General features: G+C 73.5%; 22 protein-coding genes and 2 pseudogenes. 11 read left to right on the top strand and 13 right to left on the bottom strand.

Annotated elements, in window-relative coordinates:
- Positions 1–81: 81 nt before the first annotated feature.
- The gene (locus ACFY04_RS30345; RefSeq protein WP_314251439.1) at positions 82–852 is read right to left on the bottom strand and encodes a GntR family transcriptional regulator; all 771 of its coding nucleotides are present in this window, start codon (positions 850–852) and stop codon (positions 82–84) included.
- Between the two features lie 288 nt (positions 853–1,140).
- On the opposite strand from ACFY04_RS30345, the gene ACFY04_RS30340 reads away from it, so the two are divergent.
- The 4 genes from ACFY04_RS30340 to ACFY04_RS30325 all read left to right on the top strand — a co-directional run bounded on the left by ACFY04_RS30340 (position 1,141) and on the right by ACFY04_RS30325 (position 7,386).
- Positions 1,141–1,992: an alpha/beta fold hydrolase gene (locus ACFY04_RS30340; RefSeq protein WP_389121556.1), complete on the top strand. Its 852-nt coding sequence runs from the start codon at positions 1,141–1,143 to the stop codon at positions 1,990–1,992.
- 264 nt (positions 1,993–2,256) lie between these two features.
- Positions 2,257–3,825, top strand: a complete 1,569-nt coding sequence (locus ACFY04_RS30335) for an alkaline phosphatase D family protein (RefSeq protein ID WP_389121554.1) — start codon at positions 2,257–2,259, stop codon at positions 3,823–3,825.
- A gap of 139 nt (positions 3,826–3,964) precedes the next feature.
- The gene (locus ACFY04_RS30330; protein ID WP_389121552.1) at positions 3,965–5,443 is read left to right on the top strand and encodes a GNAT family N-acetyltransferase; all 1,479 of its coding nucleotides are present in this window, start codon (positions 3,965–3,967) and stop codon (positions 5,441–5,443) included.
- Positions 5,444–5,682: 239 nt separating this feature from the next.
- On the top strand, positions 5,683–7,386 hold the full coding sequence (locus ACFY04_RS30325) for a DUF885 domain-containing protein (protein WP_389121550.1): 1,704 nt from the start codon (positions 5,683–5,685) through the stop codon (positions 7,384–7,386).
- 177 nt (positions 7,387–7,563) lie between these two features.
- Here the strand turns inward: ACFY04_RS30325 and ACFY04_RS30320 are convergent, their stop codons facing one another.
- Complete coding sequence (locus ACFY04_RS30320) at positions 7,564–8,094, bottom strand: rhodanese-like domain-containing protein (protein ID WP_389121548.1); 531 nt, start codon at positions 8,092–8,094, stop codon at positions 7,564–7,566.
- A 94-nt stretch (positions 8,095–8,188) separates the two neighbouring features.
- Between ACFY04_RS30320 and ACFY04_RS30315 the strand changes: the two genes are divergently transcribed.
- Positions 8,189–8,635, top strand: a complete 447-nt coding sequence (locus ACFY04_RS30315) for an Lrp/AsnC family transcriptional regulator (protein WP_266599034.1) — start codon at positions 8,189–8,191, stop codon at positions 8,633–8,635.
- Here the strand turns inward: ACFY04_RS30315 and ACFY04_RS30310 are convergent.
- The 3 genes from ACFY04_RS30310 to ACFY04_RS30300 all read right to left on the bottom strand — a co-directional run bounded on the left by ACFY04_RS30310 (position 8,625) and on the right by ACFY04_RS30300 (position 13,514).
- A complete protein-coding gene (locus ACFY04_RS30310; protein ID WP_389121545.1) occupies positions 8,625–11,636 on the bottom strand; it encodes an AAA family ATPase in 3,012 nt (1,003 codons plus the stop codon). The two genes, ACFY04_RS30315 and ACFY04_RS30310, sit on opposite strands and share 11 nt — an antisense overlap.
- A complete protein-coding gene (locus tag ACFY04_RS30305) occupies positions 11,633–12,802 on the bottom strand; it encodes an exonuclease SbcCD subunit D (RefSeq protein ID WP_389121543.1) in 1,170 nt (389 codons plus the stop codon). The genes ACFY04_RS30310 and ACFY04_RS30305 overlap by 4 nt, the downstream gene beginning before the upstream one ends.
- Before the next feature lie 85 nt (positions 12,803–12,887).
- On the bottom strand, positions 12,888–13,514 hold the full coding sequence (locus ACFY04_RS30300) for a YigZ family protein (RefSeq protein WP_389121540.1): 627 nt from the start codon (positions 13,512–13,514) through the stop codon (positions 12,888–12,890).
- A gap of 102 nt (positions 13,515–13,616) precedes the next feature.
- On the opposite strand from ACFY04_RS30300, the gene ACFY04_RS30295 reads away from it, so the two are divergent.
- Positions 13,617–14,147 (top strand): hypothetical protein, encoded by a 531-nt coding sequence (locus tag ACFY04_RS30295; protein WP_389121538.1) that lies wholly within the window; start codon positions 13,617–13,619, stop codon positions 14,145–14,147.
- A gap of 216 nt (positions 14,148–14,363) precedes the next feature.
- Positions 14,364–14,768, top strand: a complete 405-nt coding sequence (locus tag ACFY04_RS30290) for a CoA-binding protein (RefSeq protein WP_314251420.1) — start codon at positions 14,364–14,366, stop codon at positions 14,766–14,768.
- 92 nt (positions 14,769–14,860) lie between these two features.
- Here ACFY04_RS30290 and ACFY04_RS30285 read toward each other — a convergent pair.
- Positions 14,861–15,427 (bottom strand): annotated as a pseudogene (locus ACFY04_RS30285) (helix-turn-helix domain-containing protein); the annotation flags it as partial.
- A gap of 104 nt (positions 15,428–15,531) precedes the next feature.
- On the opposite strand from ACFY04_RS30285, the gene ACFY04_RS30280 reads away from it, so the two are divergent.
- Positions 15,532–16,398, top strand: a complete 867-nt coding sequence (locus tag ACFY04_RS30280; RefSeq protein WP_389121536.1) for an EamA family transporter — start codon at positions 15,532–15,534, stop codon at positions 16,396–16,398.
- A 27-nt stretch (positions 16,399–16,425) separates the two neighbouring features.
- Here the strand turns inward: ACFY04_RS30280 and ACFY04_RS30275 are convergent, their stop codons facing one another.
- Positions 16,426–17,172, bottom strand: a complete 747-nt coding sequence (locus ACFY04_RS30275; RefSeq protein ID WP_389121534.1) for an acyltransferase — start codon at positions 17,170–17,172, stop codon at positions 16,426–16,428.
- Positions 17,173–17,310: 138 nt separating this feature from the next.
- Between ACFY04_RS30275 and ACFY04_RS30270 the strand changes: the two genes are divergently transcribed.
- The gene (locus tag ACFY04_RS30270; protein ID WP_389121532.1) at positions 17,311–17,856 is read left to right on the top strand and encodes a gamma carbonic anhydrase family protein; all 546 of its coding nucleotides are present in this window, start codon (positions 17,311–17,313) and stop codon (positions 17,854–17,856) included.
- Here the strand turns inward: ACFY04_RS30270 and ACFY04_RS30265 are convergent.
- From ACFY04_RS30265 to ACFY04_RS30245, 5 genes and pseudogenes are all read right to left on the bottom strand, one after another.
- Positions 17,792–18,538, bottom strand: a complete 747-nt coding sequence (locus tag ACFY04_RS30265) for an ankyrin repeat domain-containing protein (protein ID WP_389121529.1) — start codon at positions 18,536–18,538, stop codon at positions 17,792–17,794. The genes ACFY04_RS30270 and ACFY04_RS30265 overlap by 65 nt on opposite strands.
- Entirely contained in the window at positions 18,535–19,209 is a 675-nt protein-coding gene (locus ACFY04_RS30260) for a DedA family protein (RefSeq protein ID WP_389121528.1), read from the bottom strand. The genes ACFY04_RS30265 and ACFY04_RS30260 overlap by 4 nt, the downstream gene beginning before the upstream one ends.
- A 58-nt stretch (positions 19,210–19,267) precedes the next feature.
- Complete coding sequence (locus tag ACFY04_RS30255) at positions 19,268–21,778, bottom strand: beta-glucosidase (protein WP_389121527.1); 2,511 nt, start codon at positions 21,776–21,778, stop codon at positions 19,268–19,270.
- 115 nt (positions 21,779–21,893) lie between these two features.
- Positions 21,894–22,031, bottom strand: a pseudogene (locus ACFY04_RS30250) (DUF2191 domain-containing protein); the annotation flags it as partial.
- Between the two features lie 64 nt (positions 22,032–22,095).
- Positions 22,096–22,548 carry a DUF4442 domain-containing protein gene (locus ACFY04_RS30245; RefSeq protein WP_181382609.1) on the bottom strand — a complete coding sequence of 151 codons (453 nt, stop codon included), beginning with the start codon at positions 22,546–22,548 and terminating at the stop codon, positions 22,096–22,098.
- Between the two features lie 96 nt (positions 22,549–22,644).
- On the opposite strand from ACFY04_RS30245, the gene ACFY04_RS30240 reads away from it, so the two are divergent.
- Both ACFY04_RS30240 and ACFY04_RS30235 read left to right on the top strand, forming a co-directional pair.
- Positions 22,645–23,676 (top strand): hypothetical protein, encoded by a 1,032-nt coding sequence (locus tag ACFY04_RS30240; protein ID WP_389121526.1) that lies wholly within the window; start codon positions 22,645–22,647, stop codon positions 23,674–23,676.
- Positions 23,677–23,745: 69 nt separating this feature from the next.
- Positions 23,746–25,062, top strand: a complete 1,317-nt coding sequence (locus ACFY04_RS30235; protein ID WP_389121524.1) for an MFS transporter — start codon at positions 23,746–23,748, stop codon at positions 25,060–25,062.
- A 31-nt stretch (positions 25,063–25,093) separates the two neighbouring features.
- On the opposite strand, the gene ACFY04_RS30230 is transcribed toward ACFY04_RS30235, so the two are convergent.
- A complete protein-coding gene (locus ACFY04_RS30230) occupies positions 25,094–25,885 on the bottom strand; it encodes a spermidine synthase (RefSeq protein ID WP_389121747.1) in 792 nt (263 codons plus the stop codon).
- Between the last annotated feature and the right edge of the window lie 88 nt (positions 25,886–25,973).

The raw sequence follows: 25,973 nt of genomic DNA, 5'->3' as shown, positions 1-25,973 counted from the left end.
GCCCCAGCAGTGGCTGGGGCCGGGCCGTCACCGCGTCCGCGCACTCAGAAGGATCGGGGACCGGAGTCGTCGCCAGCGGCGTCAGGAGGCGACGCGCGGCTCGTGGGTGATCTCGACGTTGCCCGAGTCACCGAAGGTGAGGCGGCAGGTGTCCGCACGGTAGGTGGCCACCGAGACCGCCGCCGTGCCCGCGGTGGTGAAGTAGCGCGTGGTGACCACGAGCACCGGGGCGCCGGGCAGGCGGTCCAGTTCCTTGGCGTCGTCGGCGCGGGCGGAGCCGAGCTCCACCGAGCGGTCCTGGCCGTCGAGCACCAGCCGCTGCAGTTCGCGCAGGACGGCGCGGGCGCGGGCCGGTCCGGCCGGTGCCTCGATGGCGGGGAGTCCGGGCACCGACGCGGCGGGGACGTAGAGCAGTTCGGCGGCGACGGCCTGGCCGTGGGTGACCCTGGTCCGGCGCACCGTGTGCACCGGCTGGTCGGCAGCGAAGGCGCCCCCGGTACCGAGGAGTTTCAGCACCGCGGCCGTCGGCAGGGTCTCGGCCGCGTCGAGCGGCTCCCAGCCGTCGACGCTCTCGCCGGGCCAACTGTGCTGTGCGCTGCCCACGGCGACACCGACGCGCGGCGGGGCGACGGTGGTACCCACGCCACGGCGGCGCTGCAGCCGGCCTTCGAGCTCCAGCTGCTCCAGCGCCTGACGCAGCGTCGCGCGGGCGACACCGAAACGGGCCGCGAGCTCACGCTCGTTGGGCAGCACCTCGCCGACGGCGAAATCCTGGTCGAGCGCCTCGCTGAGGACGGTCTTGAGGTGCCAGTACTTCGGCTCCGGTGCCGTTTCGAGCTGCGTGGTCCCCACCCTGACTCCTCCTGCCATCGCTGCACTCGCCGTGTGTTTCAGCGGCAGTTCCGCGCCTTTGTTTATTAAAGGTTCCTGCACTATCCCTGCGACGATAGGACGGCACACCCCCTTGGTCAAGACCAATGCTCATACCTTTGCCGGGCAGAACGGGCATACGTATCAAGCCGTTCATAGGATGTTCTCGTAGGCGCGAAAGGCTTGTAGTCAAGGGCTACCGGACGGTAATCATGGCGGTAGGCACTACTGACATCCTGTCTCGCACGCGTCCAACCGACGAGGAGCAGCATGACCGCCACGGTCTCCTTCACGATCGATTCGCCGCTCGGCCCCCGCCCCACCACCGTCGCCTACGAGCGCAAAGGCGCCGGTGAACCGCTCCTCCTGCTGCACGGCATAGGCCATCACCTCCAGGCCTGGCACCCGGTGATCGACATCCTGGCCGCCGAGCACGACGTGATCGCCGTCGACCTGCCCGGCTTCGGCGCCTCGGAGCCCCTGCCCAAGGGCGTTCCGTACTCCCTGGGGACCGTGGCTCCGGCCCTCGGAGCCCTCTGCACGGCCCTCGGCGTCGAGCGACCGCACGTCGCGGGGAATTCACTCGGCGGTCTGCTCGCCCTCGAAATGGGCCGGAGCAACCTCGTCCGCTCCGTCACCGCCCTCTCCCCCGCCGGGTTCTGGACCGAAGCCGAGCGCCGCTACGCCTTCGCCACCCTCCTCGCGATGCGCGCCGGCGCCAAGGCGCTGCCCCTGTCCGCCGTACGGCGGCTCTCGCGTACCGCCGCCGGCCGCGCCGCGCTCACCGGCACCATCTACGCCCGCCCGTCCCGCCGCCCGGCCGAGGCGGTCGTCGCCGAGACCCTCGCCCTGCGCGATGCCACCGGCTTCGAGGACACCCTGGCCGCGGGCGGCTCCGTACGGTTCACCGACGACGTGCCCGGCCTGCCGGTCACCATCGCCTGGGGCACCCGCGACCGGCTGCTGCTGCGCCGCCAGGGCATCCGTGCCAAGCACACCGTCCCCGGCGCCCGGCTGGTCCGGCTCCCGGGCTGCGGCCACGTCCCGATGAACGACGATCCGGCGCTCGTGTCCCGGGTGGTGCTGGACACGGCTCGCAGCGTGCGGCTCGTGGCCGCCTGAAGGACCGGACCGGGCAGGACCGAGCAGGACCGGACCGGGCAGGCCGGGCGGACTGGGCGGGCCGGGGGACCGGGCACGACGGATCCCGGACCGACCGAGTCGGCCGAGTCGGCTGAATCGATTGAATCGGCCAAACACCTGAACAGATGAACGAATGAGCTGCTGACGGCTGTTCATCCGCGGTTCGCGTGGGCGACGCGGCCGGGCCGGTGTGCGACGGCACGCTGGTCCGACCCGTCCTCGCCGGCCCCAGGAGACGTACCGATGGCATCGATCCCGCACACCCGACGGTCCCTCATCGGCGGTTCCCTCGCCCTGTCCTCCGCGCTGATCGCCGCCCCGGCGCTCGCCGTCCCCGCCTTCGCCCGCTCCGGCCGGCCCAGCGCGCTCTGGGGCGTCCAGTCCGGCGAGATCACCGCCCACTCGGCCACCGTGTGGACCCGTTCCGACCGCCTGGCGCGGATGTACGTCGAAACCTCCCCGAGCGAGGCGTTCCGCTACGCCGTACGCCGCCACCGCGGCCCGCTGCTCGGCCCGTCGAGCGATTTCACCGGAACCACCGTGCTGCGCGACCTGCCGCCCGGCCGGCAGGTCCACTACCGGGTCGTCCTGACCGACCCCGACGACCCCCGCCGCAGCTCCGCGCCGGTCCACGGCACCTTCCGCACCACCCCCGTCTCCCGCCGCCACGACGTGCGCTTCCTGTGGTCCGGCGACCTGGCGGGCCAGGGCTGGGGCATCAACCCCGATCTCGGCGGCTACCGCGTCTTCGAGGAGATGCGGCTGCGCAACCCCGACTTCTTCCTCTTCAGCGGGGACACGATCTACGCCGACGGGCCGATCAAGGCCACCGCCCCGCTGCGCGACGGCAGCCTCTGGCGCAACGTCACCACCGAGGAAAAGGCGAAGGTCGCCGAGACGCTCGCCGAGTTCCGCGGGAACTTCCGCTACAACCTGCTCGATCGCAATCTGCTCGGCTTCAACGCCCAGGTCCCGGTCCTCGCCCAGTGGGACGACCACGAGGTGCGCAACAACTGGTACCCCGGCCAGCTCATCGACGACCCCCGCTACACCGTCAAGGAGGCCGACACCCTCGCCGCCCGCGCCCGCCGGGCCTTCGGCGAGTACTTCCCCGTCACCGACCTGCGCGGAGGCCGCACCGAGGGCCGGATGTACCGGGTGATGCGGTACGGCCCGCTGCTCGACGTGTTCGTGCTCGACATGCGCACCTACCGGAACGCCAACTCCCCCGGCACCCAGACCGAGGACCCCATCGGCATCCTCGGCCCCGAACAGCTGGCCTGGGTCAAGCGCGAGCTGTCCCGCTCCCGCGCCACCTGGAAGGTCATCGCCGCCGACATGCCCCTGGGCATCGTCGTCCCCGACGGGGCCGCGAACTTCGAAGCCGTCGCCCAGGGCGACCCGGGCGCTCCGCTGGGCCGCGAGCTCCAGATCGCCGAACTCCTGCGGCACATCAAGCACCAGCGCATCACGGGCGCCCTCTGGGTCACGGCCGACGTCCACTACACCGCCGCGAACCACTACGCGCCCGAGCGGGCGGCCTTCACCGACTTCGCGCCGTTCTGGGAGTTCGTGTCCGGCCCGATCGGCGCCGGCGGCTTCCCGGCCGGGCGGCTCGATGCCACCTTCGGCCCGGAGACGGCCTACGTGCAGTCGGCCCCCTTCGCCAACATGTCACCGTCCGAGAACCCTCCGTACTACGGCGAGGTCGACATCGACGGCGGCAGCGGGGAACTCACCGTCCGCCTGCGCCGTCAGGGAGGGGACGTACTCTTCACCCGGACGCTGCAGCCCGGGCGCGTGGGCCAGTAACGCTCGGAAGCATCGGCCCCTCCGATCTGCAATCCGGAAATGGTCCCGAAAAGTGGGTGAAATCGGCCAGATGGACACTTAACCAGTCGGTCACAGATCGTTCGTGATCACGCAACACCCCTGCGCCACAGTGGTGTGCATGACTGACCGTAACCCCGCCTCCGCCCACCGTTCCCACCGTCACCACTGGCGCCGCGACGTCGTCGAACTCGCCGCAATGTTCTGCGCCGTCGCGGTGGCCGACGCCATCGCCAATCTCGTCGTGCACGGCCCGAGGGGCCCGGTGCTGCTCGTGGCCTCGGCCGTCGTACTCCTGGTGACGGCGGCCTTCCACACCTGGTGGGCACGGCGCCACAGCCATGCGCCCCCGCCGCGGAGCACAGCCCCCACCGATCCGGAGCCGCTCCCGTCGACGAGCTCCGGCGCGACCGCGGCAGCAACCGCGACCGCGACCGCCAGCAGCACCGCCCTCTGGCGGATGCGCACGACCGTACGGGACGAGCCGGGCTCCCTGGCCTCCCTCTGCACCGCCCTCGCCCGCAACGGCGTCGACATCCTGACCCTCCAGACGCACCCGCTCCCCGAGGGCGGCACGGTCGACGAGTTCCTGCTGCGCGCCCCGCAGGAGCTGCCCGCCGCCGACCTCGCCCGGGCGATCTCCCGGGCCGGCGGCCACAGCACCTGGATCGAGCGCGCCGACGCCCACGACCTGGTCGACACCCCGACGCGGGTCCTCGGCCTCGCCACCCGCACCGCTCTGGACGCCGCCGAGCTGCCCCTCGCCCTGCGCCAGCTGCTCGGCCGCTGCACGATCCACTCGATCCCGGCGACCACCCTCTCCGGCCGCCCCAACGCCGGCGCGGACGCCCCGGTCGAGGGGGTCCTGGAGGCCACGGTCATGCGGCTGCGCGACCCCTCCGGCGGTGCGATCACCGTGGAGCGGCCCTACCTCCCCTTCACCCCGACCGAGTTCGCCCGGGCCCGCGCCCTCGTCGAGCTCGACGCCCGGCTCGGCCCCCGCGTCCCGCGCAGCCAGGACGTACTGACGCTGCCCGAGGGCAACGAGATCACCGTGCGCCGCGCCGACGGCTCCGACCGGCCGGCGGCCCGCGCCATGCACGACCGCTGCTCCGAGCGCACCCTGTCACTGCGCTACCACGGCCCCGTCCACGACGCCGACCGCTACCTCGGCCACCTACTGAGCCCCCGCTTCGGCCGCACCCTCGCCGCGACCACCGCCTCCGGGAAGCTCGTCGCCCTCGGCCACCTGCTGTGGGACGGCGACGAGACCGAGGTCGCCCTGCTCATCGAGGACGACTGGCAGCGCCGCGGCATCGGCTCCGAGCTGCTGCGCCGGCTCATCGCGATGGCCGTCGAGGCCGGGTGCGACAGCGTGTACGCCGTCACCCAGGCCTCCAACACCGGCATGGTCGCCGCCATGCGCGGCCTCGGCCTCCCCCTCGACTACCAGATCGAGGAGGGCACCCTGGTGATCACGGCCCGGCTGGACGCGACCCCGGTCAGCTCCCGGCTGCCCTACGAACTTCCCTGCGAGCATCCCCGCGAGCTCCCGAACGAGCTCCCGCACGAGCAGGCGGCTCCGCGGCGCCGCCCTTGACGATCCGCCCGGACCCGAACCCGGACCCGGCCCCCGACCGGGTGCCGGCTCCGGCGGAATCCGGCCAAGCTACGAGCGGCACGTCCCCGGCGGCCTACGCCCCGGGGACGTGAAGTCGCTTGTCCGGCAAGGTGGTTGAAGATTTCTCGCACGCGTTGCCGACCCTGCTCCGGCCCACGTCAGCAGTCCGGCGGCAATCGGTGATGACGGGAACCCGTCCCGCATACGAAGATGTCCGCATGTCAGAGACCCTCCACAACGGCAGTGCACACCGGCTGCCCCGCCAGGTGGCCGACGCGTACGTCGACGACCTCATCGCCCTCGACCCGATCACGGGCACCTACCTCGGTGTCGCCGCGAGTTCGAGCAAGCTCCCGGACTTCTCCCCGGCGGGCCGTGCGGCCGTAGCCGAGCTCATCCGCGAGACCCTCACGCGCCTCGACGCCGCCGAGTCGGCGCCCGGTGCCGACAGCGACGCCGAACGCCGCTGCGCCCGGCTGCTGCGCGAGCGCCTCGACGCCGAGCTCGCCGTACTCGAGGCCGACGAGGACCTGTGCGCGGTCAGCAACATCCACAGCCCCGCGCACTCCGTCCGTGAGATCTTCTCCCTGACTCCCGCCGACACCGACGAGGACTGGGCGGCGATCGCCGAGCGCCTGCGCGCCGTGCCCGCCGCCTTCGACGGCTACCGCGAGAGCCTCGGACTCGGCCTGGAGCGCGGCCTGTACGGTGGCCCCCGCGCCACCACCACCATGATCGGCCAGCTCACGACCTGGGTCGGCCAGGACGGCTCCGAGGCCCCCTTCTTCGAGGGCTTCGTCTCCGCCGGTCCGGACTCCCTGCGCGCCGAACTGGACGCCGCGGCCGCCGGCGCGACCGCCGCCGTCGTCGAACTGCGCGACTGGATGAGCTCGGTGTACGCCCCGGCCGTCGAGGGCAAGCCCGACACCGTGGGCCGCGAGCGCTACGCCCGCTGGGCCCGTTTCTTCAACGGCACCGACCTGGACCTGGAAGAGGCGTACGCCTACGGCTGGTCGGAGTACCACCGGCTGCTCGCCGAGATGCAGTCCGAGGCCGCCAAGATCCTCCCGGGCGCCGGCCCCTGGGAGGCGCTGAAGCACCTGGACCAGCACGGCACCCACATCGAGGGCGTGGACGAGGTCCAGGCCTGGCTGCAGGGCCTGATGGACGAGGCCATCGAGAACCTCGACGGCACGCACTTCGAACTCGCCGAGCGTGTCCGCAAGGTGGAGTCCCGCATCGCCCCGCCGGGCGGCCCCGCGGCCCCGTACTACACATCCCCCTCCGAGGACTTCTCCCGCCCGGGCCGCACGTGGCTGCCCACCATGGGCCTGACCCGCTTCCCCGTGTACGACCTGGTGTCCACCTGGTACCACGAGGGCGTGCCGGGCCACCACCTGCAGCTCGCGCAGTGGACGCACGTGGCGGACCAGCTCTCGCGCTACCAGGCCACAGTCGGCATGGTCAGCGCCAACGCCGAGGGCTGGGCGCTGTACGCGGAGCGGCTGATGGACGAGCTGGGCTACCTCAAGGACGCCGAGCAGCGCCTGGGTTACCTGGACTGCCAGATGATGCGTGCGGCGCGGGTCATCGTGGACATCGGCATGCACGTGGGCCTGGAGATCCCGGCGGACTCGCCGTTCCACCCGGGCGAGAAGTGGACGGTGGACCTGGCGCAGGAGTTCTTCGGCCTGCACAGCGGCCGGCCGGCGGACTTCGTCGAGAGCGAGCTGACCCGCTACCTGTCGATGCCGGGACAGGCGATCGGCTACAAGCTGGGTGAGCGCGCCTGGCTCCTGGGCCGGGACAACGCGCGTGCCGCGCACGGCGATTCCTTCGATCTGAAGGCCTGGCACATGGCGGCGCTGTCGCAGGGTTCGCTGGGACTGGACGATCTGGTGGACGAGCTGTCGAAGCTCTGACAACTCGGCTCGACTCGGCGCCCGCGCGGCGGCGAACGACGGACGGGCCGCTCATCCCCGAGGGGGACGGGCGGCCCGTCCGCGTGGGCCCGGCACAGGCAATCGGCCCGTACCGGCACTCGGCCCGGCACAGGCGCTCGGCCCAGTACCGGCACTCGGCCCCGTAAGGCGCTCACCTCAGCAGCCGCAGTCGTCCGAGTCGGTCGGCGCGGTCAGCGGGTCGGCCTCGGCGCGCTGCCGGCTGCCCTGCCAGGTCTCGACCTCGAAGCCCTCGCGGATCCAGTACTCGATGCCGCCGAGCATCTCCTTGACCTGGAAGCCGAGTTCGGCCAGGGCGAGGGCGGAGCGGGTGCCTCCGTTGCAGCCGGGGCCCCAGCAGTAGGTCACCACGGGGACGTTCCTGTCCAGGAGCCGCTCGGCCTGCTCGGGGATGAGGGCGGTGGGCAGGTGGACGGCGCCGGGCACGTGGGCCTGGTCCCAGGACGGGGTGGAGCGGGAGTCGACGAGCTGGAAACCGAGCTCGGCGCCCTGCTCGCGGTGGGTCTTGAAGGCGGCGGCGACGTCCGACACGTCCGCGTGGAAGGCCAGGCTCGCGGCGAAGTACGCGGCGGCCGCGGCCGGGGAGGCCGGGGGCACCCGGAGCACGGGGTTGGTCGTGGCGGGGGCGGCGGAGCCCGGCTGATTCGTGTGCGTCTGGGTCGTCGTCATGGCAAGAAATCTACGATCTGTTGATCATCATCGGAAGTGGGTTTCCCCGGCCTTTTCCTTGTCCGACCGGGGAATCCCCTGCTAGACCTGCACCATGACCGACTATTCCCCTGACGCCACCGACTGGCGGATCCTCGAGGCCCTCCAGCGGGACGGCCGCGCCAGTTTCACCGAGCTCGCCCGCTCCGTGTCCATGTCCGCGAGCGCCGTCACCGAGCGGGTCCGCCGGCTGGAGGAGACCGGCATCATCACCGGCTACACGGCCGTGGTGGACCCGGAGAGGCTCGGCAAGTCGATCCTCGCCCTGGTGCGGCTGCGCTACCCGCACGGCAACTACAAGCCCTTCCACGACTTCCTGGAGGCCACCCCGGAGATCCTGGAGGCCCACCACGTCACGGGCGACGACTGCTTCGTCCTCAAGGTCGCGACCCGCTCGATGTCGCACCTGGAGGAGGTCACGGGCCGGATCGCAGGGCTCGGTTCGGTGACGACGAGCGTCGTCTACTCCTCTCCGCTGCCCCGCAGGCCGCTCAGTCCGTGAGCGCCGCCGTCCGGTGGCGCACCACGGAGCCGCCGCGCTGCTTGACGATCTCCAGCTGGGCCTGGACCCGCGTCCGCAGGTCGGCGACGTGGCTGACGATGCCGACGCTTCGGTCCCGCTCGCGGAGCGAGTCCAGGACGTCGAGGACCTCGTCCAGCGCCTGGTCGTCGAGGCTGCCGAAGCCCTCGTCGATGAAGAGGGTGTCCAGGCGCATCCCGCCCGCCTCGTCGGTGACCACGTCCGCGAGGCCGAGCGCCAGGGCGAGCGAGGCGAAGAAGGTCTCGCCGCCCGACAGGGTGGCGGTGTCCCGCTCGCTGCCGGTCCACGCGTCGACCACGTGAAGTCCGAGGCCGGAGCGCCCCCGTCCGCTTGCCCGCGCGTCGGAGTGGACCAGGGTGTAGCGGCCGCCGGACATGCGCAGCAGCCGTACCGTCGCGGCGGCGGCCACCTGTTCCAGGCGGGCGGCCAGTACGTAGGCCTCCAGGCGCATCTTGCGCTCGTTGTCGGCGGAGGTGCCGGCGGTGAGCCCGGCCAGCCGGGCGACCCGGTCGTAGGCCTCGCGCAGCGGGCCGAGCGCGCGCAGTTCCTGCTCGGCCTGCCGGGAGAGCCGGTCGAGCTCCGTGCAGCGCACCCGGGCCGCGTCGGCCGCCGACCCTGCCGTACGAAGCTTCGCCGCGGCCCTGGCCTCGTACGCCTCGGCCGCATCCGGCGCGGCCGGAGGCAGGGCTGCCGCTTCGGCGGCGCCGGTCTCGCGACGGCGGTCCGCCAGCAGGGCCTCCTCCGTCTGCCAGGCGTCCAGCCGGTGTTGGAGCGCGGTGCGTTCGTACTCGGGGAGCACCGCGTCGGCGGCGGCCTCGACGGTGTCGAAGCCGGCCTTGAACGCGGCGTCGGCGAGCTGGTCGTCGGCCTCCTTCAGCCGGGCCGCGGTGGTCTCGGCCCGGCGCAGCGAGGTGGCCGCGCCGGAAACCATCCGGACCCGGTCCTCCAGGGTGCGGGCGCGGGCCGCGACGCTGGGCGCGCCGTCCCGTACGAGGGCGAGTTCGGCCTCCAGCCCGGCCTGTTCGCGGTCCAGGGCCTCGCGCCGGGAGGCCCTGGCGGCGGCCCGGGTCTCGGCGCCCTGCCGGTCGGCGCTGCGCGCGGCGTGCTCCCGCTCGGCCCGGGCGAGCTGCTCACGGGCGGCGTGCAGGCCGGCGGCCGCGGCGTGGGCGGCGGCATGGCGGGCGCTCAGGTCGGCGGTCAGGTCCAGGAGTTCGGCGGTGGTGGCCTCCCCGGCGGCGGCCGCGGCCTCGGCACGGGCCTCCTGCGCGGCGGCGAGCCGGCGCTCGACGGCGGCCCGGGTCTGCTCGGCCCGTTCGAAGTGGGCGTGTGCCGCGTCCTCGGCCGCGCGGTCCACGTGGCCGGGGGCCGGGCGGGCCGGAGCGGGGTGTTCCGCGGACCCGCACACGGTGCAGGCCTCCCCGGCCACCAGTGCTTCGGCGAGCTCGGCGGCGATCCCGCGCAGGCGGGCCTCCTTGAGCTCCAGCCAGCGCTCCCGGGCGGCGGCCGACTCCTCGCGCAGGGTGAGCAGTTCGGCCGAGGCGCGCGCCGCGTCGGCGTCGAGCTCGTCCCGCCGGCGGGCGGCGGTCAGCTGCATGCGGGCGGGTTCCAGCCGGCCCGCGAGCTGCTCGGCCAGGGTGGCGGCCTGCTGGGCGGCGTCCGCGCGCTCCTGCAGCGCCGTCCGGGTCGCCTCCCAGCGCTCCAGCCACTCGGCGGACTCCTGGTGCTGCTCCTCGGCGGCCCGGGACTCCCGTTCCAGGTCGGCCCGTTCACGGCCGATCTCGGCGCTGCGCTGTTCGGTCCGCTGCGCCGCGCCGAGCGCGCCGAGGGCCTCGCGCAGCCGCTGCTCGACGTCGGCCAGCTGCCCGGCTCCCGCCTCCTTCAGCGTGGGCGGGAGCTGCGCGCGGGCGGAGGCCTCGGCGTGCGCGGCGGCGAGGTGCGCGGCGGAGGCGGCGCCGCGCAGTTCCAGCGCGGGGGCCACCAGGGCGCCGCGCCGGGCCCGGTCCAGCAGGCCGCGCACCCGGTCCCGCTCGGGCGCCGCCTCGGCGAGCAGGGCGGCCCGGCGGAGGGTCTCCGCGTGCCTGCGCTGGAGCCGGTCGAGCTCCCGTGCGTCCTCGGCGGCGTGCCGGGCGGCGGCGTGCCGGCCCTCGACGGCGGCCAGTGCGTACTCGGCGACGTCGAGGCGCTCGCGCGCCGCGCACCGGGCGACGGCCGCCCAGGCCCGGACGGCCTCGGCGAGCCCGGGGTCGCCCGGCTGGTGTCCGGGCATGGGCCAGGCCCGCATGTCGGTACTGTCCCCGGCGGCCTGCGCGAGCCGCTGGGCCGTGTGGAGCACCTTCTCGTCTCCGGCCCGGACCTTGGCCTCGGCGGCCCGGCGGCGCTCGCCGAGCAGGGTCTCGACGGCGGCGAAGCGGCGGGTGTCGAAGAGCCGGCCGAGCAGACGGCCGCGGGCCGCCTCGTCGGCGCGCAGGAAGCGTGCGAACTCCCCTTGCGGCAGCAGTACGACCTGGCAGAACTGCTCGCGGCTCATGCCGAGCAGCTGCTCGATCTCCTCGCCGATCTCCTGGTGGGAGCGGCTGAGCGGCTCCCAGCCCTCGCCGGTGTGCTCGCGCAGCCGGCTCTGGGCCTTGTCCTTGGTGGTGCCCGTGCCGCGCTTCTTCGGGCGCTCCTGTTCGGGCCGCCGGGTGATCTCCAGGCGGCGGCCGCCCGCGGTGAGTTCGAGGGTGACCTCGGTCGGGGTGTGGGCGGCGGCATGGTCGCTGCGCAGGCTCGTGCCGGGGGCCTGGCGGGGGCCGGGCACGGAACCGTAGAGCGCGTAGCAGACGGCGTCGAGCACGGAGGTCTTCCCGGCGCCGGTGGGTCCGTGCAGCAGGAAGATGCCGGCGCCGGACAGGGCGTCGAAATCGATCTCCTGGGGCTCGGCGAACGGTCCGAAGGCGGTCACGGCCAGCCGGTGCAGCCTCATCGGTGGGTCTCCCGGTGGCTGTCGTCGGCGCGTACGTCGTCGAAGGCGCCCTGGAGGACGGCCCGTTCGGCCTCGTCGGCGTGGCCGCCGCCGCGCACGTGGGCGACGAAGTCCTCGGCGATCTCCTGGTCGCTGCGACCCTTGAGCCGCTGGGCGTAGGAGGCGCCGGTCTCCTCCTGGCGGCCCTCGGGGTCGAAGGCGAGGGTGAGGGTGTGCGGGAAGCGTGCGGCGAGGCGGGCCATGGGGTCGTCGGGGCGGACCGGATCGGTGAGGGTGGCCTCGACCCAGGCGTCCTCGTGGACCTGGTGCGCCGGATCCCGCAGCAGGTCCTCCAGCCGTCCGCGCAGCCGGGCGAGGGTGCGCGGGACGGGGGTGTCGATGCGCTCGGCGGCGGCGATCTCCCCCTGCGCGCCGAGTTCGATCAGCCACATGGTCTTGCGGTGGTCGGCCTCGGAGAAGGAGTAGGCGAGCGGGGAACCGGAGTAGCGGACCCGTTCGTTGATCGCCTGGCAGCCGTGGAGGTGGCCGAGGGCGGCGTAGTCCACCCCGTCGAAGACGGAGGCGGGTACGGCCTCGACGCCGCCGACGGTGATGTCGCGTTCGCTGTCACTGGCCTGTCCGCCCGTGACGAAGGCGTGCGCGAGGACGATCGAACGGGTGCCGGGCGCGCGGGTGGCCAGGTCGGCCCGGATCCGGTCCATGGCGACGCCGAGGACCGCCTCGTGGCTCACCTTCTCCGCGCTGAACTGGTCCTTGACCAGGGCGGGCTCCAGGTACGGCAGGCCGTACAGCGCCACGTCACCGTGTACGTCGGCCAGGACGACGGGGTCGGCGCAGCCGGCCGGGTCGGTCCGCAGGTGGATCCCGGCCCGGTCGATCAGCCCCGCGCCGACGCCGAGGCGGCGCGCGGAGTCGTGGTTGCCGGAGATCATCACGGTGGGTACGCCGAGGGCGGCGAGGCGGTGCAGGGCCCGGTCGTACAGCTCGACGGCGGGCAGCGGGGGCACGGCCCGGTCGTAGATGTCACCGGCGACGAGGACGGCGTCGACCTCGCGCTCGCGCACGGTCTCGACGAGGTGGTCGATGAAGACCGCCTGGGCGCCCAGCAGGTTGACCCGGTGGAACGCCCGGCCGAGGTGCCAGTCGGAGGTGTGCAGGAACTTCACTCGCCGGCCCCGCCGCGCATGCCGTCTCCCCCTGGTCGTCTCCCGCTCGCTGAACCCCTCTACGCTAACCCGTCCCCGGGGGCGCTCAGGGCGCGTACGTCTCTCCGCCGAGGGTGAGACCGGCGCTGCCCGCGGTGGTGTCGGCGAGCCAGGCCTCGAAGGCGGGCAGGTCCGCCTCCGGGAGGGCCACCTCGATCTCGACCTCGGCCCCGTAGCGCAGGTCCACCACGGTCCGGCCGGTGGAGCGCAGATCGTTCTGGGTCTTGCCGGCCCGCTGGTGGTCGACGGTGACGGTGGCCAGCCGGTAGCGGCGCCGGGTGACGGTGCCGAGCTCGTCGAGGGCCTCGCCGACGACCCCGCCGTAGGCCCTGATCAGGCCGCCGGCGCCGAGCTTCACGCCGCCGTAGTAGCGGGTGACGACGGCGACCGCGTAGCGGATGTCGCGGCGCATGAGCATCTGCAGCATGGGCACCCCGGCGGTGCCGCCGGGCTCGCCGTCGTCGCTGGCCTTCTGGACGGACGCGTCGGCCCCGACGACGTAGGCGAAGCAGTTGTGCGTGGCGGTGGGGTGCTCCTTGCGGATGCGCGCGACGAAGTCCTGGGCCTCCTGCTCGGTCGCGGCGGGCGCGAGCGAGCACAGGAAGCGCGAGCGGTTGATCTCGGACTCGTGCACGCCCGCACGGGCCACCGTCACGTACTGGTCTGCCTTCACCTCACCACCCTAAGCGGTGCAGAACGGGCCCCCGCCCGTCCGCCCGTCCGCCCGTCCGCCCGTCCGCCCGTCCGTAGCAGGGTCGTGGGTAGGTTGGCGGACATGGAACTGCGGGGGTGGAACTACCGGTACGTCGGACCGGCCGGGCTGAGGGCGCTCGTCCGGCCGGAGGGCGAGGGCCGGAGCATCCGCTCGGCCGCGGAGTTCGAGGACTGGGCCTCGGGCCCGGCGGCGGCCGAGCTGTCCGAGCCCGTCACGTTCGTCGTGGATCGCGCCGGTGTGCTGCGGCTCGCGCCGCGGCGGAGCGAGCACGTGGTCTGCGCCGGCGGCGGCACGGTGCTGAGCGCCGGGGAGATCACCTTCGGGCGGGAGTCCGGGCGGTGGATGGTCCGTGCGGTGAGCAACCAGTCGACCGGATACTGCCCGGACACCAGCTCGTGGCCGGCCGTCGCGGACGCCCTGGAAGCGGCCGGACTCGGCGTGCGCCCGGTCGGCTTCACCCACGAGGTGGTCTTCCGCCGCTGCCCGGCCTGCGCGCAGCTGAACATCGTCCGGGACGAGCACTTCGTCTGCGTCTTCTGCGACGCATCCCTGCCGCCGGCCTGGAACGTGGACCCGTCAGCCGCCGGGTAGGCGGCCCGGCACGGCCCGGAAGCCGGCGCCGCCGGCCGGGTTCCGGTCCTCCGGCAGACCCATGGCGGTGGGTGCGGCGTGACCGCAGGACAGCGCGTGGCCGACCGGGGAATGGCGCCCGGGGGTTTTCGGTTGATGCGGCTGAGCGCCGGTCCGGCGTGGTGGAGAAGCAGCGGACAGGACCGGCGGGGACAAGGGCATCAGGAGGCGGCACACGTGTACGGCGATCCGGCAACCATCCGCAAGATCCTCACCGAGCTCGGCGACACCTGGGCCGTGGTGGGGCTCTCGAACAACCAGGACCGCGCGGCCTACGGGGTGGCCCGCGTGCTCCAGCGGTTCGGCAAGCGCGTGATCCCCGTGCACCCCAAGGCCGAGACCGTGCACGGTGAGCCCGGGTACGCCTCGCTGGCGGACATCCCGTTCAAGGTGGACGTGGTGGACGTCTTCGTGAACAGCGAGCTGGCCGGCCCCGTCGCCGACCAGGCGGCGTCCGTCGGCGCCGAGGCCGTCTGGTTCCAGCTCGGCGTGATCGACGAGGCCGCGTACGCCCGCACCCGCGAGGCGGGGCTGACGATGGTCATGGACCGCTGCCCCGCGATCGAGATCCCCGCGCTCTAGCCGGCGGACGCGCCCGTTGCGGGGCCGGTGGCGGTACCGGTGCCGGTGCCCCCGTGCGCGTGTGCGGGGGCATGCGCGGGCACCGGAGCCGAGACCGGCGGGACCGACACCGCGAGGGTCATCTCCATCGGGACGGAGCCGTCGTTGCGGTAGGAGTGGGCGAGGTTCGCCTCGAAGGCGGCCGCGCCCCCGGCCGGGACGCGGAACTCCTCCTCGCCGACCACCAGGGTCAGCTCCCCGGCCGTGACGTGCAGCATCTCGATGGTGCCGGACGGGTGCGGGACGGAGTCCGTCCCCTCGCCCGGCACCAGGTGCCAGGTCCACAGCTCCATCGGCCCGCGCTCGTCGGTGCCGATCAGCATCGTCGTCGAACTGCCCGACTCGCTGGACCAGATCCGCACGACCTGGTCCGGCGGGACGACGCGCACCTGCGGGCCCCGGTCGTGGTCGAGGAGCGCGGAGATGCTGACGCCCAGCGCGTCGGCCAGCCTGACCGTGGTGCCCACGCTGGGGTTGGTACGGGCCTGCTCGATCTGGATGATCATCCCGCGGCTCACTCCCGCACGGGCCGCCAGGGAGTCCAGGGTGAAACCGCGCTCGCCGCGCCACCGCTTGAGGTTCCGGGCGAGCGCCTGGGTGAGCTGTTCGAGATCCGACACCATTCCGTCCAATATTTTGGATGACACAGTCCAACAGAGTGCACTAACGTGTTCTGTGTTCGATGCTGCACTCCAGCGTTCACTGCACTGTACTGCGAGGCCCCATGACCGCCCTCTTCGCCCTGGCCACAGCCGTGCTGTGGGGGCTCGCCGACTTCGGCGGCGGGCTGCTGACCCGCCGGATCCCGGCGCTCACGGTGGTCGTCGTCTCGCAGATCGTGGCCGTGGTCGTGCTCGGCGCGGTGGTCCTCGGCACCGGCGCCTGGCGGGAGGCCGGTCCGCAGCTGTGGTTCGCGGTCGGGGCGGGCCTGGTCGGGCCGGTCGCCATGCTCAGCTTCTACAAGGCGCTGGCCCTCGGCCCGATGGGCGTGGTCTCGCCGCTGGGCTCCCTCGGCGTGGTCGTGCCCGTCACCGCGGGGCTGCTCCTGGGCGAGCGGCCCGGCCTCGGCCAGTTCGCGGGGATCGCGGTGGCCGTCGTCGGCATCGTCCTCGCGGGCGGCCCGGAGCTGCGCGGCGCGCCCGTCCAGCGGCAGGCCGTCATCCTCACCCTGGTCGCGGCTTTCGGCTTCGGCGCGGTGATGGCCCTGATCTCGGAGGCGTCCAGCAGCATCACCGGACTGTTCCTCGCGCTGTTCGTGCAGCGGGTCACCAATGTCGCCGTGGGTGGCGCCGCCCTGTGGACGCAGACCCGGCGCGGCATACCCGCTCTTCCGGCCGGCACCGGCCCGAAGCTCCTGTGGGGGCTGCTGCCCGCCCTGGCCTTCGTCGGCCTCGCGGACGTCGCGGCGAACGGCACGTACTCCATAGCCGCCCAGAACGGCCCGGTCACCATGGCCGCCGTACTGTCCTCGCTCTACCCGGTGATCACCGCGCTCGCCGCCTTCGCCGTACTCAAGGAACGGCTGCGCACGGTCCAGGCCGCGGGCGCCGGCCTGGCCCTCGCCGGAACGGTTCTCCTGGCGGCGGGCTGACCGGCAGGACATCCAGGGCATCCCCTACTAGGAGTGCTCGGCCTCCGCGAGCTCGGCCAGACCGCGCAGCTGCTCCGGGGTCATCCCGTCGGGGATCGGCACCGGTGTCGGCGTGCGCAGCGGCGGCTGCCAGCCCGTCTCCGGCTCCCAGCGCCGTACGATGCGCGCCGGCGCCCCCGCCACCACGGCGTGGTCCGGTACCTCGCCCCGTACGACGGCGCCCGCGGCCACCACCACGTTGCGGCCGAGGCGTGCGCCCGGCAGGATCACCGCGCCGGTGCCGAGCCAGCACCCCGGGCCGATCTCCACGGGTGCGCTGCGCGGCCACTGCCGGCCGACGGGCTCGTGCGGGTCGTCGTAGCTGTGGTTGGTGGACGTGATGTAGACCCCGGGGCCGCAGAAGGTGTTCGACCCGATGGTGATCCGGGCATCGGCGATGACATGGCTGTTGCGGCCTATGACCACCCCGTCGCCGAGCACCAGCATCGGCTCGGAGCCCAGGTCGAGGTCCGGCATCATCCCGGCGGTGAGGGTGACCTGCTCGCCGATGATGCAGTGCCCGCCGAGCCGGATCCACCGTTCGCCGAAGACGGTGCCCTGCGGGAAGGCGAGGCGGGTGCCGTCCCCGATCGCACCGAACCTGAGCCGCCCCGGGGTCTGCGCGGTGACCGCACCGGCCTGCTGCATCCAGCGCCAGCCGGTGTGGACCACGCGGCTCGCCAGCCGGCGGCGCACGGCCGTCAGAGATGAGAACGTGTTCTGTTTCTTCGGCACCCGGCCACGGTAGTGCGCCGGGCCCCGCTCGCCCCGGCCACACTCCTGTGATCTTCACCCCATCGCCGGTGCGGCGGCACGCGTGGCCTACGGTGCCGTTAGCGCGGCAACCGGACGACGGACGCAGAGGAAGAGAACATGACGCACCAGGCGGCCCAGGCACTCGTGGCGGGTGTCGGCGGCAAGAACCCGGACATCGACCCGACGGCCTTCACGGCTCCGACCTCGGTCGTGGTCGGCGAGGTCACCCTCGCCGCGGGCGCGAGCATCTGGTACTCGGCGGTGCTGCGCGCCGACTGCGGCCCGATCACGCTCGGCGCCGACAGCAACGTGCAGGACAACTGCACGGTGCACGTGGACCCCGGCTTCCCGGTCTCGATCGGCGAGCGCGTCTCCATCGGCCACAACGCCGTCGTGCACGGCTGCACCGTCGAGGACGACTGCCTGATCGGCATGGGCGCGACCGTGCTGAACGGCGCCGTGATCGGGGCCGGTTCGCTGGTGGCCGCGCAGGCCCTGGTCCCGCAGGGCATGATCGTCCCGCCCGGCTCACTGGTGGCGGGCGTCCCCGCCAAGGTGCGCCGTGAGCTGACCGACGAGGAGCGGGAGGGCATCAAGGTCAACGCCCTGATGTACGTGGACCTGGCCAAGCAGCACCGCGCGTCGGTGACCCCGGAGGGCTAGGCCGTCCCTTCCACGCGGCTGCGAGCAGGGTCCTGACGGCCTTGTAGTCCGGGTCGTGCGAGAAGGGTCCGCGGCGGGCGGTGATCCACTGCCCGGACGTCCCTTCCCGGACGGTCCGCTCGGTGGGGACGGCGCCCCGTGCGAGCAGCAGCTCCACCAGGGCCGGGTAGCCGAAGCGGGCGGACCAGTCGAGCACGGTGCAGTCCCTCGTCTCCTCCTCGATGTCGGCGCCCCGCTCCAGCAGCAGGTCCACGAGCTCCGTGTGCTCGCGGTCCCTGCGCGTGGCCGCCAGGACCAGCGGCACGTGGCGCATCCGTCCGGCGGGACCGCCGGGCGGGGCTCCCGCGTCGAGAAGGGCCCGGGCGACGTCCGTGTCCCCGTTCATCGCCGCCAGGCTCATCGGCGTCGCCTCGTCGTAGGCGCCGGCGTCGAGCCGGGGGTCGGCGCCCGCCGCGAGGAGCAGCCGGACGATCTCCGCGTGCCCGGCGCACACGGCCAGGTCCAGCGCTCTCCGGCCGCCGATGACATAGGCGTCGGGCTCGGCTCCCCCGGCCAGCAGGCGCTGCACCAAGGCCGTGTCGCCGCTCTCGGCCGCTCGTCCCAGCCCGTTGACCAGCGGGTTGTAGTGGTCCGACCGGCCCTCGTCGGACCAGTCCCCTTCCGGTCGCTCAGCTTCCGTCATTCGCCGACAGCGGCCCGGGCCGCCGGCTGCGAGGGGATCTCCGCTTCGGCGGCCGCTCCGGCGGCCGCGGCCGCCTTCTTCATCCGGCTGCGCACCACGAGCGTCACCGCGAGCCCGAACAGCACGGCGAGCCCCAGGGCCAGCCAGGAGAACCGCTTCAGCCACGGCTCGGCGACGATCCCGACCGAGTAGATGACGGCCGTGGTGCCGCCGGCCCAGAGGATGCCACCGAGGACGTTGGCGACCAGGAAGCGCCAGTAGGGCATGTGCAGCACGCCCGCGAGCGGACCGGCGAAGATCCGCAGCAGGGCCACGAACCGTCCGAAGAAGACGGCCCACATGCCCCACTTCTCGAAGGAGCGTTCCGCCAGCGCCACCTGCTGGGGTCCGAAGTGCTTGGGGAAGCGCCGGCCCAGCCGCTCGAGCAGCGGCTTTCCGCCCCGGCGGCCGATCGCGTAGCCGATCGAGTCGCCCACGATCGCCCCGGTGATCGCGCAGAGCCCCAGGACCACGGGGTCGATCTCCCCGTGCTGCGAGGCCAGCAGCGCCGAGCTGACCAGGATGATCTCTCCCGGCAGCGGGATGCCGAGGCTCTCCAGCCCGATGACCAGACCCACCAGGAGATAGATGCTGACCGCCGGAATCGTCTCCAGCCATTCCTGGATGTGCACCGGTACGTCCTCCCGTGTCGTCCCCGGCGCGCCCCCTGTGACACGCCGAACGGGCAGCCTATCCGCTCGTCACGACCGCCTTGGACCTCAGTGGCAGTTCACGCGACGAACGGCCCACGAACACCTGCCGTCGGCCGGAACCCAGCACCCAGGCTTGCCGCTCCGGGTCCCATGACGACAGCGCCCGCTCGCCGATGTCGAGGGTGACCCGCTCCGCCGCGCCCGGTGCCAGGACCAGTCGCCGGTAGCCGGCCAGCGCGCGCACCGGCTGGTCGAGCTCCAGTTCCGCGGACGGGCCGACGTACACCTGGGCCACCTCGGTGCCCTTGCGGCGACCGGTGTTGCGGACGGTGAACTCCACGCGCAGCCCGCCCCGCTCCGGGCGGACGGTGAGCTTCTCGTACTGCCAGGTGGTGTACGAGAGCCCGTGCCCGAAGGGGAAGAGCGGGGTCACCCGCTGGGCGTCGTACCAGCGGTGGCCGACGTGGATGCCCTCGGAGTACTCCTGCCGGCCGCCCACGCCCGGGTAGCGCAGCGGGTCGCCGCCGACCGGGGTGGCCTGCTCGTCGGCCGGGAAGGTCTGGGTGAGGCGGCCGCCGGGGTCCACGTCCCCGAAGAGGAGATCGGCGGTGGCTCCCGCGCCCTCCTGGCCCGGGTAGTACATCTGGAGGACCGCTCCGGTACGGGAGAGCCACGGCATCGTCGTACTGGAGGAGGTGTTGAGCACGACGGTCGTACGGGGGTTCGCGGCGGCCACCGCCTCGATCAGCCGCTCCTGCCCGCCCGGGAGTGCCAGGGAGGTCCGGTCCCGGCCCTCGGTGGCGTCCTCGTAGGCGAACAGCACCACGCTGCGGGCCGATTTCGCGGTCTTCACGGCCTCGGCGAGGTCCGCGGCGCGGATCGCCCCGGTGGTGTGCCGGAGCCGGAAGCGCTGGCCCCTGTCCCCGCCCTCGGCGGTCACGGCGAGCCGGTGGGCGCCCGCCTTGAGGGCGAGGGTGGTGCGGCGGACGCTCATCCCGTCGGGTGCGGAGCCGAGCAGGCCGCCGGCGAAGTACTCGGCCACGCCCTGCCGGACGGGGAACAGCTCCTCCCCGTCGATACGTACGACGGGCCGCTTCCCGGTGTAGTGGACGAGCAGGGTCCATTCGTCGTCGTCCGCGAGGCGGAACTCCCCCTCGTGGCTCCAGACGCGCCCGGGGTCCACGGCCCGCGCGTCCAGGTCGGCGGCCGGGGTCAGCAGCTTCGCCGGGAGCGGCCGCCCGTACAGGTCCTCGCCGAGGGCGTAGCGGACGGTCGAACCGTTCCCGGCCCGTCGCCGGATGGCGGTGAGCGGGGCGGCCGCCCCGTCGGGGACCACGTGCGCGCTGCCCCCGCCGCCGACGAAGGGCACCAGGCCGGTCGGTCCGATCACCGCGATCGAGCGGGCGCCGGCGCCGGTCAGGGGCAGGGTGCCGTGTTCGTTGCGCAGCAGCACCGCTCCTGCGGTGGCCACCTTGCGGGCGGTCCGCGCCCCGGCGGCGCCGTCGCGCGGGGGCCGGGCGGCGGGTGGGACCGCGAGCAGTCCGAAGCGGTCCATGGTGGTCAGGATCCGGTGGACGGCGAGGTCGACGGCGTCCTCCGGTACGGAGCCGCCGCGCACCGCCTCGCGCAGCGGTCCGCCGAAGTGGGTGCCGCCGGGCATCTCCATGTCGAGGCCGGCGCCGATGGCGGCGACGGTGCTGTGCGTGGCGTCCCAGTCGGACATCACCCAGCCGCCGAACCCCCAGCTGCCGCGCAGCAGTTCGTCGAGCAGCGCCTTGCTCTCGCAGGCGTGGACGCCGTTGACCTTGTTGTAGGCGCCCATGACGGCGCCCGCGCCGGCCGCCACGGCGGCCTCGAAGCCCCGTAGCTCGGTCTCGTGGAGGGTCTGCTCGGCGGCGATCACGTCGACGGTGTCGCGGCCGTGCTCCTGGTTGTTGAGGGCGAAGTGCTTGACGGTGGCGATGAGGCCCTCGTCCTGGATGCCGCGGATCATCTCGCCCACCAGGTCGGCGGTCAGGCGGGGGTCCTCGGCGAAGGTCTCGAAGTTCCGGCCCGCGTACGGGGTGCGGATGAGGTTGACCATGGGTGACAGCAGGACGTCCTGGCCGAGCGCCCGGCCCTCGCGGCCGATGACGCGGCCGTACTCGCGGGCCAGCGCCGGGTCGAAGGCCGAGGCGAGCAGGACCGGCGCGGGCAGTGCGGTGGCGGGTCGGGCGACCCGTACCCCGGCGGGCCCGTCGGCGAGGCGCAGCGCCGGGATTCCGAGGCGCGGTACGCCGGGCACGTAGCCTGCCTGGCCGAGGGAGGCGGGATCGGGGGCTCCGTGCAGCAGGGAGGTCTTCTCGTCGAGGGTGAGCCGCTCCAGCAGGGCGTCGATGCGCGCGGCGCCCTTGGCCTCGGCGGCGGCCGGTGCGGCGGGCGGGGCCTTACGGGCTCCCGCGCCCGGCGGCACCCCGGGCGCGCAGGCGCCCGCTCCGAGGGCCGTGACCGCCGTGCCCGCCGCCGCGAGCAGTCGCATCGCGGAACGTCTGGACACGGCCTCGCTCATGGGCGCTCCCTGCGGCGTGGGTCGGCGGGAGCGGCCCGCGCCGGACCGTTCCCGCGCCCACTGTGCGCCGCGTGCCCGCCGGGTCGGCCGAGACGCGCCACCGCGGCGCCGAGGTTCAGCCCTCCGGCAGCGGCGGCGCGCTGTCGGCGCCGCGCCGGGTCTCGTCCTGGCGCTGCACCCGTGCCTCGGTGCGGTGGCCGCGCGCGATGTAGTCCCGTACGACGGCCTCCACCGCGTCCTGATCCGGCCCGACCGTCAAGGCACCCCCTCCTAGGACGTGGCGGACCGTGGCCGCAGCGGTTGTCGTCCGCCGGTCGTCACGCGTTGGGACGCAGGGTCCAGACGACGGTCATCTCGCCGGTCACGGCCTCGTCCTCGCGCTGGATGGCGATGGTGACCGGGAACTCGGGGCGGCCGCCGGCGTCGAGTTCGGCGATGACCTCCGCGGCCGGGCGGCCGAGGGTGGCGGTGGCGGTCACGACGCCCTTGGCGAGCTTCTTGTAGCCGATCTCGGCCTTCACGGCGAGCGGGACGGCGCGCGAGAGCTGGTCGCCGAAGGCGGCCAGGACGATCGCGCCGCTCGCGGACTCGGCGAGGGTGAACATCGCGCCGGCGTGCGGGCCGCCGACGTGGTTGTGGTAGTCGGGCTGGTCCGGAAGCCGGACGACCGCGCGCTCGGGGGTGGTCTCCAGGAACTGGAGGTTCAGGGTCCGGGCCATCGGTACGGTCGCGGCGAGCAGTTCGCCCACGTTCATCTGATCTGCGCTCATGGGACGCGATGTTACCCACGAGTATACCTCGTTGACCAGAGCTCCCAAGGGGGCGGCCGTGGCTCCCCGCCGCCACGGCCACTATCGTTACCGGCCATGTGGCCAGGACAGCAGCAGCCGCCCGGGGGCGAACAGAACCCTCAGGACGCGCAACAGAACCCGTACCAGCAGCAGCCGGGACAGCCGGGGCAGCCGAACCCGTACCAGCAGCAGGCCGGTTACGGATACCCGCAGCAGCCGGGGTACCAGCAGCCCCAGGGCGATCCCGGCCAGCAGTGGGGACAGCCCCAGCTGCCTCAGCAGCCCCAGCCAGCCGCCACCGGCGGCGGGAGCCCGTACTCGACCAAGACCGTGGCGATCGTCGCCGCGGCCGCCGTCGTCGTGGTGGCCGCCGCGACCGGCGCCTTCGTCCTGACCCGGGACGACAAGAAGACCGAGGCCGACGACAAGCCGGCGGCCAGCCCCTCGGCACCGGCCTCCGAGGCACCCGCCCCGGCCGGCAGCAGCCCGAACCCGCGGGCCGGCGGCAGCGCCCAGCCCGTCATCCCGGGCTGGAAGGTCGTGGTCAACACGAAGTACGGGGTCAGCTACGACGTGCCCCCCGAGTGGAACGTCAACGAGTCCGGCGTGATCCTCTCCTTCCACGACGAGGTCAAGAACGACGGCACGCCGCTCATCACGATGAGCGGCACCGCCACCCTCAAGGAGGAGTGGTGCACGGTCGACAAGGACGCGGACGGCAGGGTCGAGAAGTTCTCCGTCGCGGACACCGGCATCAAGGGCGCCCAGGGCGCCAAGGACACCGCGCAGGTGGCGACCGACAACACCAGTGCCTGGGCCTGGGCGGCCTTCGCCCAGAAGGAGCCCAAGGGAACGGTCAAGGTCGGAGCTCCGAAGGAGTACACGACCTCCTCCGGGGTCAAGGGCCACCTGATCGTGGCGACCGCTCCGAACCTGAAGAAGGAGCACAAGTGCTCCACCGACGGCAAGACGGTCGGCTTCGGCTTCAAGAACGCCGTCGGTGACTTCGCCAGCTTCGTGCTCATCAGCGCGGCCGGCGTGAAGGACGAGGTTCCGACCGACGTCTCCGACAAGATCATCAGTTCCATCCGGCTCACCACCCCGTGATCCCCGCGTCCCGTGTCCCGGGCCGGCAATCCGTTTGGATTCCCGGCCCGGGGCGGGGATAGTCCCTGGGTGAGCTCTCCCCGCCCCGCAGCACCCCGTACGCCCGCGCACCGCCGCCGACCCGACTGGGCCGGCCGCAACTACAGCCTGCTCACGGGTGCGGCGATCATCACGAACCTGGGGAGCCACGGAGCGCACATCGCGGCCGCCTTCGCGGTCATGGAGACCGGCGGGTCCGTCGGCGACGTGGGCCTGATCGCGGCCGCCCGCACGCTGCCGCTCGTCCTCTTCCTGCTCATCGGCGGCGCCATCGCCGACCGGCTGCCCCGCCACCGTGTGATGGTCGCGGCCAACGTCCTGAACTGCCTCTCGCAGGCCGCCTTCGCCGTCCTCGTCCTCGCGGGCGAGCCCCAGCTGTGGCAGATGATGCTGCTGACCGCCCTGTGCGGCACCGGTACGGCCTTCTTCAATCCCGCGGCCGAGGGCATGCTGCTCTCCACCGTCTCCGGCGAACACTCCAACCGGGCCTTCGCGCTCTTCCGCATGGCGATCAACGGCGCCGGCATCGGCGGCGCGGCCCTCGGCGGCGCGATGATCGCCGCGGTGGGCCCGGGCTGGGTCCTGGCCGCCGATGCTGCGGCCTTCGCCGTCGCCGGCGCCCTGCGGACCTTCCTCGACGTCGGCCACGTGCCCGACCGGGCCCCCGGCGGCGGCCTGCTGGCCGATCTGCGCGAGGGCTGGGTGGAGGTCCGGACCCGCCCCTGGCTGTGGAGCATCGTGCTCCAGTTCTCCGTCGTGGTGGCCGTCGTCGGCGCCGCCGACGCGGTCTACGGACCGCTGGTCGCCCGGGACCAGCTGGGCGGGCCCGCGCCCTGGGGCGTGGCCCTGGCCTTCTTCGGCGTCGGCACCATCGCCGGGGCCGTCCTGATGATGGCGTGGAAACCGCGCCGCCTGCTGCTCGTCGGCACCCTGTGCGTGTTCCCGCTGGCGCTGCCCTCGGCGGGACTCGCCGTGCCGCTGCCCGTATGGGGGCTGTGCGTGGTGATGTTCGTCAGCGGCGCGGCAATCGAGGTCTTCGGCGTGAACTGGATGACCGCGATGCACCAGGAGATCCCGGAGGAGAAGTTCTCCCGGGTCACCGCCTACGACTGGTTCGGCTCGGTGTCGATGCTTCCGCTGGCCACAGCCCTGGCCGGCCCCGCCGAATCGGCCTTCGGGCGCACCCAGTCCCTGTGGGGCTGCGCGGTCCTGGTCGTCGTGCCCACCGCCCTCGTCCTGCTGGTCCCGGACGTCCGCCGCATGACCCGCAGGGCCCAGGGCAAGACCGTCGCCGGGGCCGCAGCGGCCCCGGCCGAGCAGCCCCCCGCCGACGCCGTCGGCCACTGACGCACCGTCGGCCCCGGCCGGCCCCGGGCGCTCACCCCAGGCTGAACGCACCCTCCGGCGGGGCCGGGGAGGGGGCCGCGTCCGCGTCGGCCACCGGCGCCGCGCCCTTCCTGAACCGGACCAGCCCGTCTCCGTACTCCACCCTGGCGGGGAACGCGTCGGCCGCGCACCTGCGGGCCAGCGCGCCCACTTCCAGCGGGGTGTCGGAGGCCAGCAGTACGGCGTTCCCGAACCGCCTCCCCCGCAGCACCGCCGGCTCGGCGATCAGCGCCAGCTCCGCGAACGCCCCGGCGAAGTTCGCCACCTGCGCCCGCAGGAAGTCGAAGGGCGCCCCGTCGGCCAGGTTCGCCGCGTACAGCCCGCCGGGCCGCAGCACCCGCGCGGCCGCCCGGGCGTACTCCACCGACGTCAGCTGCGCCGGCACCCGCGAGCCGCCGAACACATCGGCCACCACCACGTCCACGCTCGCCGCGGGCGCCGCCTCCAGCCAGGCGCGGGCGTCGGCGGTGTGCACGGTGACCCCGGAGCCCGCCGCGAGCGGCAGGTGCTCGGCCACCAGGTCGACCAGGCCCGCGTCGAACTCGACGACGGTCTGCCGGGAACCGGCCCGGGTGGCCGCGGCGTAGCGCGGCAGGGTGAGCGCGCCGCCGCCGAGGTGCAGGAGGTCCAGCGCGAGCCCCGGCTCGGCGGCGCAGTCCAGGACGTGTCCGAGGCGGCGTACGTACTCGAATTCCAGGTGCTGCGGATCGTCCAGGTCCACGTACGACTGCGGGGCCCCGTCGACGGTCAGCAGCCAGGCCCGGTCCCGGTCCACGTCCGGCATCAGCTTGGCGGTGCCCTGGCCCACGTCCCGGACGACCGGGATCTGTTCGTCGCTCACCGCTCCATTGTCCGGCAGCGGCCGGGCGGGA

It is taken from the genome of Streptomyces sp. NPDC001549, from assembly GCF_042894025.1.
Taxonomy (GTDB): Bacteria; Actinomycetota; Actinomycetes; order Streptomycetales; family Streptomycetaceae; genus Streptomyces; species Streptomyces kutzneri.
The sequence above is the reverse complement of the archived record's forward strand: the minus strand, read 5'-3'. Positions and strand labels throughout refer to the sequence as shown.

Bases quoted from the DNA above. Each gene is read 5' to 3' on its own strand.
- ACFY04_RS30295 (WP_389121538.1), top strand. From the start codon at position 13,617: ATGGAACTGCGGGGGTGGAACTACCGGTACGTCGGACCGGCCGGGCTG.
- ACFY04_RS30330 (WP_389121552.1), top strand. From the start codon at position 3,965: ATGACTGACCGTAACCCCGCCTCCGCCCACCGTTCCCACCGTCACCAC.
- ACFY04_RS30245 (WP_181382609.1), bottom strand. From the start codon at position 22,548: ATGAGCGCAGATCAGATGAACGTGGGCGAACTGCTCGCCGCGACCGTA.
- ACFY04_RS30240 (WP_389121526.1), top strand. From the start codon at position 22,645: ATGTGGCCAGGACAGCAGCAGCCGCCCGGGGGCGAACAGAACCCTCAG.
- ACFY04_RS30255 (WP_389121527.1), bottom strand. From the start codon at position 21,778: ATGAGCGAGGCCGTGTCCAGACGTTCCGCGATGCGACTGCTCGCGGCG.
- ACFY04_RS30340 (WP_389121556.1), top strand. From the start codon at position 1,141: ATGACCGCCACGGTCTCCTTCACGATCGATTCGCCGCTCGGCCCCCGC.
- ACFY04_RS30325 (WP_389121550.1), top strand. From the start codon at position 5,683: ATGTCAGAGACCCTCCACAACGGCAGTGCACACCGGCTGCCCCGCCAG.
- ACFY04_RS30270 (WP_389121532.1), top strand. From the start codon at position 17,311: ATGACGCACCAGGCGGCCCAGGCACTCGTGGCGGGTGTCGGCGGCAAG.
- ACFY04_RS30280 (WP_389121536.1), top strand. From the start codon at position 15,532: ATGACCGCCCTCTTCGCCCTGGCCACAGCCGTGCTGTGGGGGCTCGCC.
- ACFY04_RS30310 (WP_389121545.1), bottom strand. From the start codon at position 11,636: ATGAGGCTGCACCGGCTGGCCGTGACCGCCTTCGGACCGTTCGCCGAG.
- ACFY04_RS30335 (WP_389121554.1), top strand. From the start codon at position 2,257: ATGGCATCGATCCCGCACACCCGACGGTCCCTCATCGGCGGTTCCCTC.
- ACFY04_RS30230 (WP_389121747.1), bottom strand. From the start codon at position 25,885: ATGCCGGACGTGGACCGGGACCGGGCCTGGCTGCTGACCGTCGACGGG.
- ACFY04_RS30320 (WP_389121548.1), bottom strand. From the start codon at position 8,094: ATGACGACGACCCAGACGCACACGAATCAGCCGGGCTCCGCCGCCCCC.
- ACFY04_RS30265 (WP_389121529.1), bottom strand. From the start codon at position 18,538: ATGACGGAAGCTGAGCGACCGGAAGGGGACTGGTCCGACGAGGGCCGG.
- ACFY04_RS30315 (WP_266599034.1), top strand. From the start codon at position 8,189: ATGACCGACTATTCCCCTGACGCCACCGACTGGCGGATCCTCGAGGCC.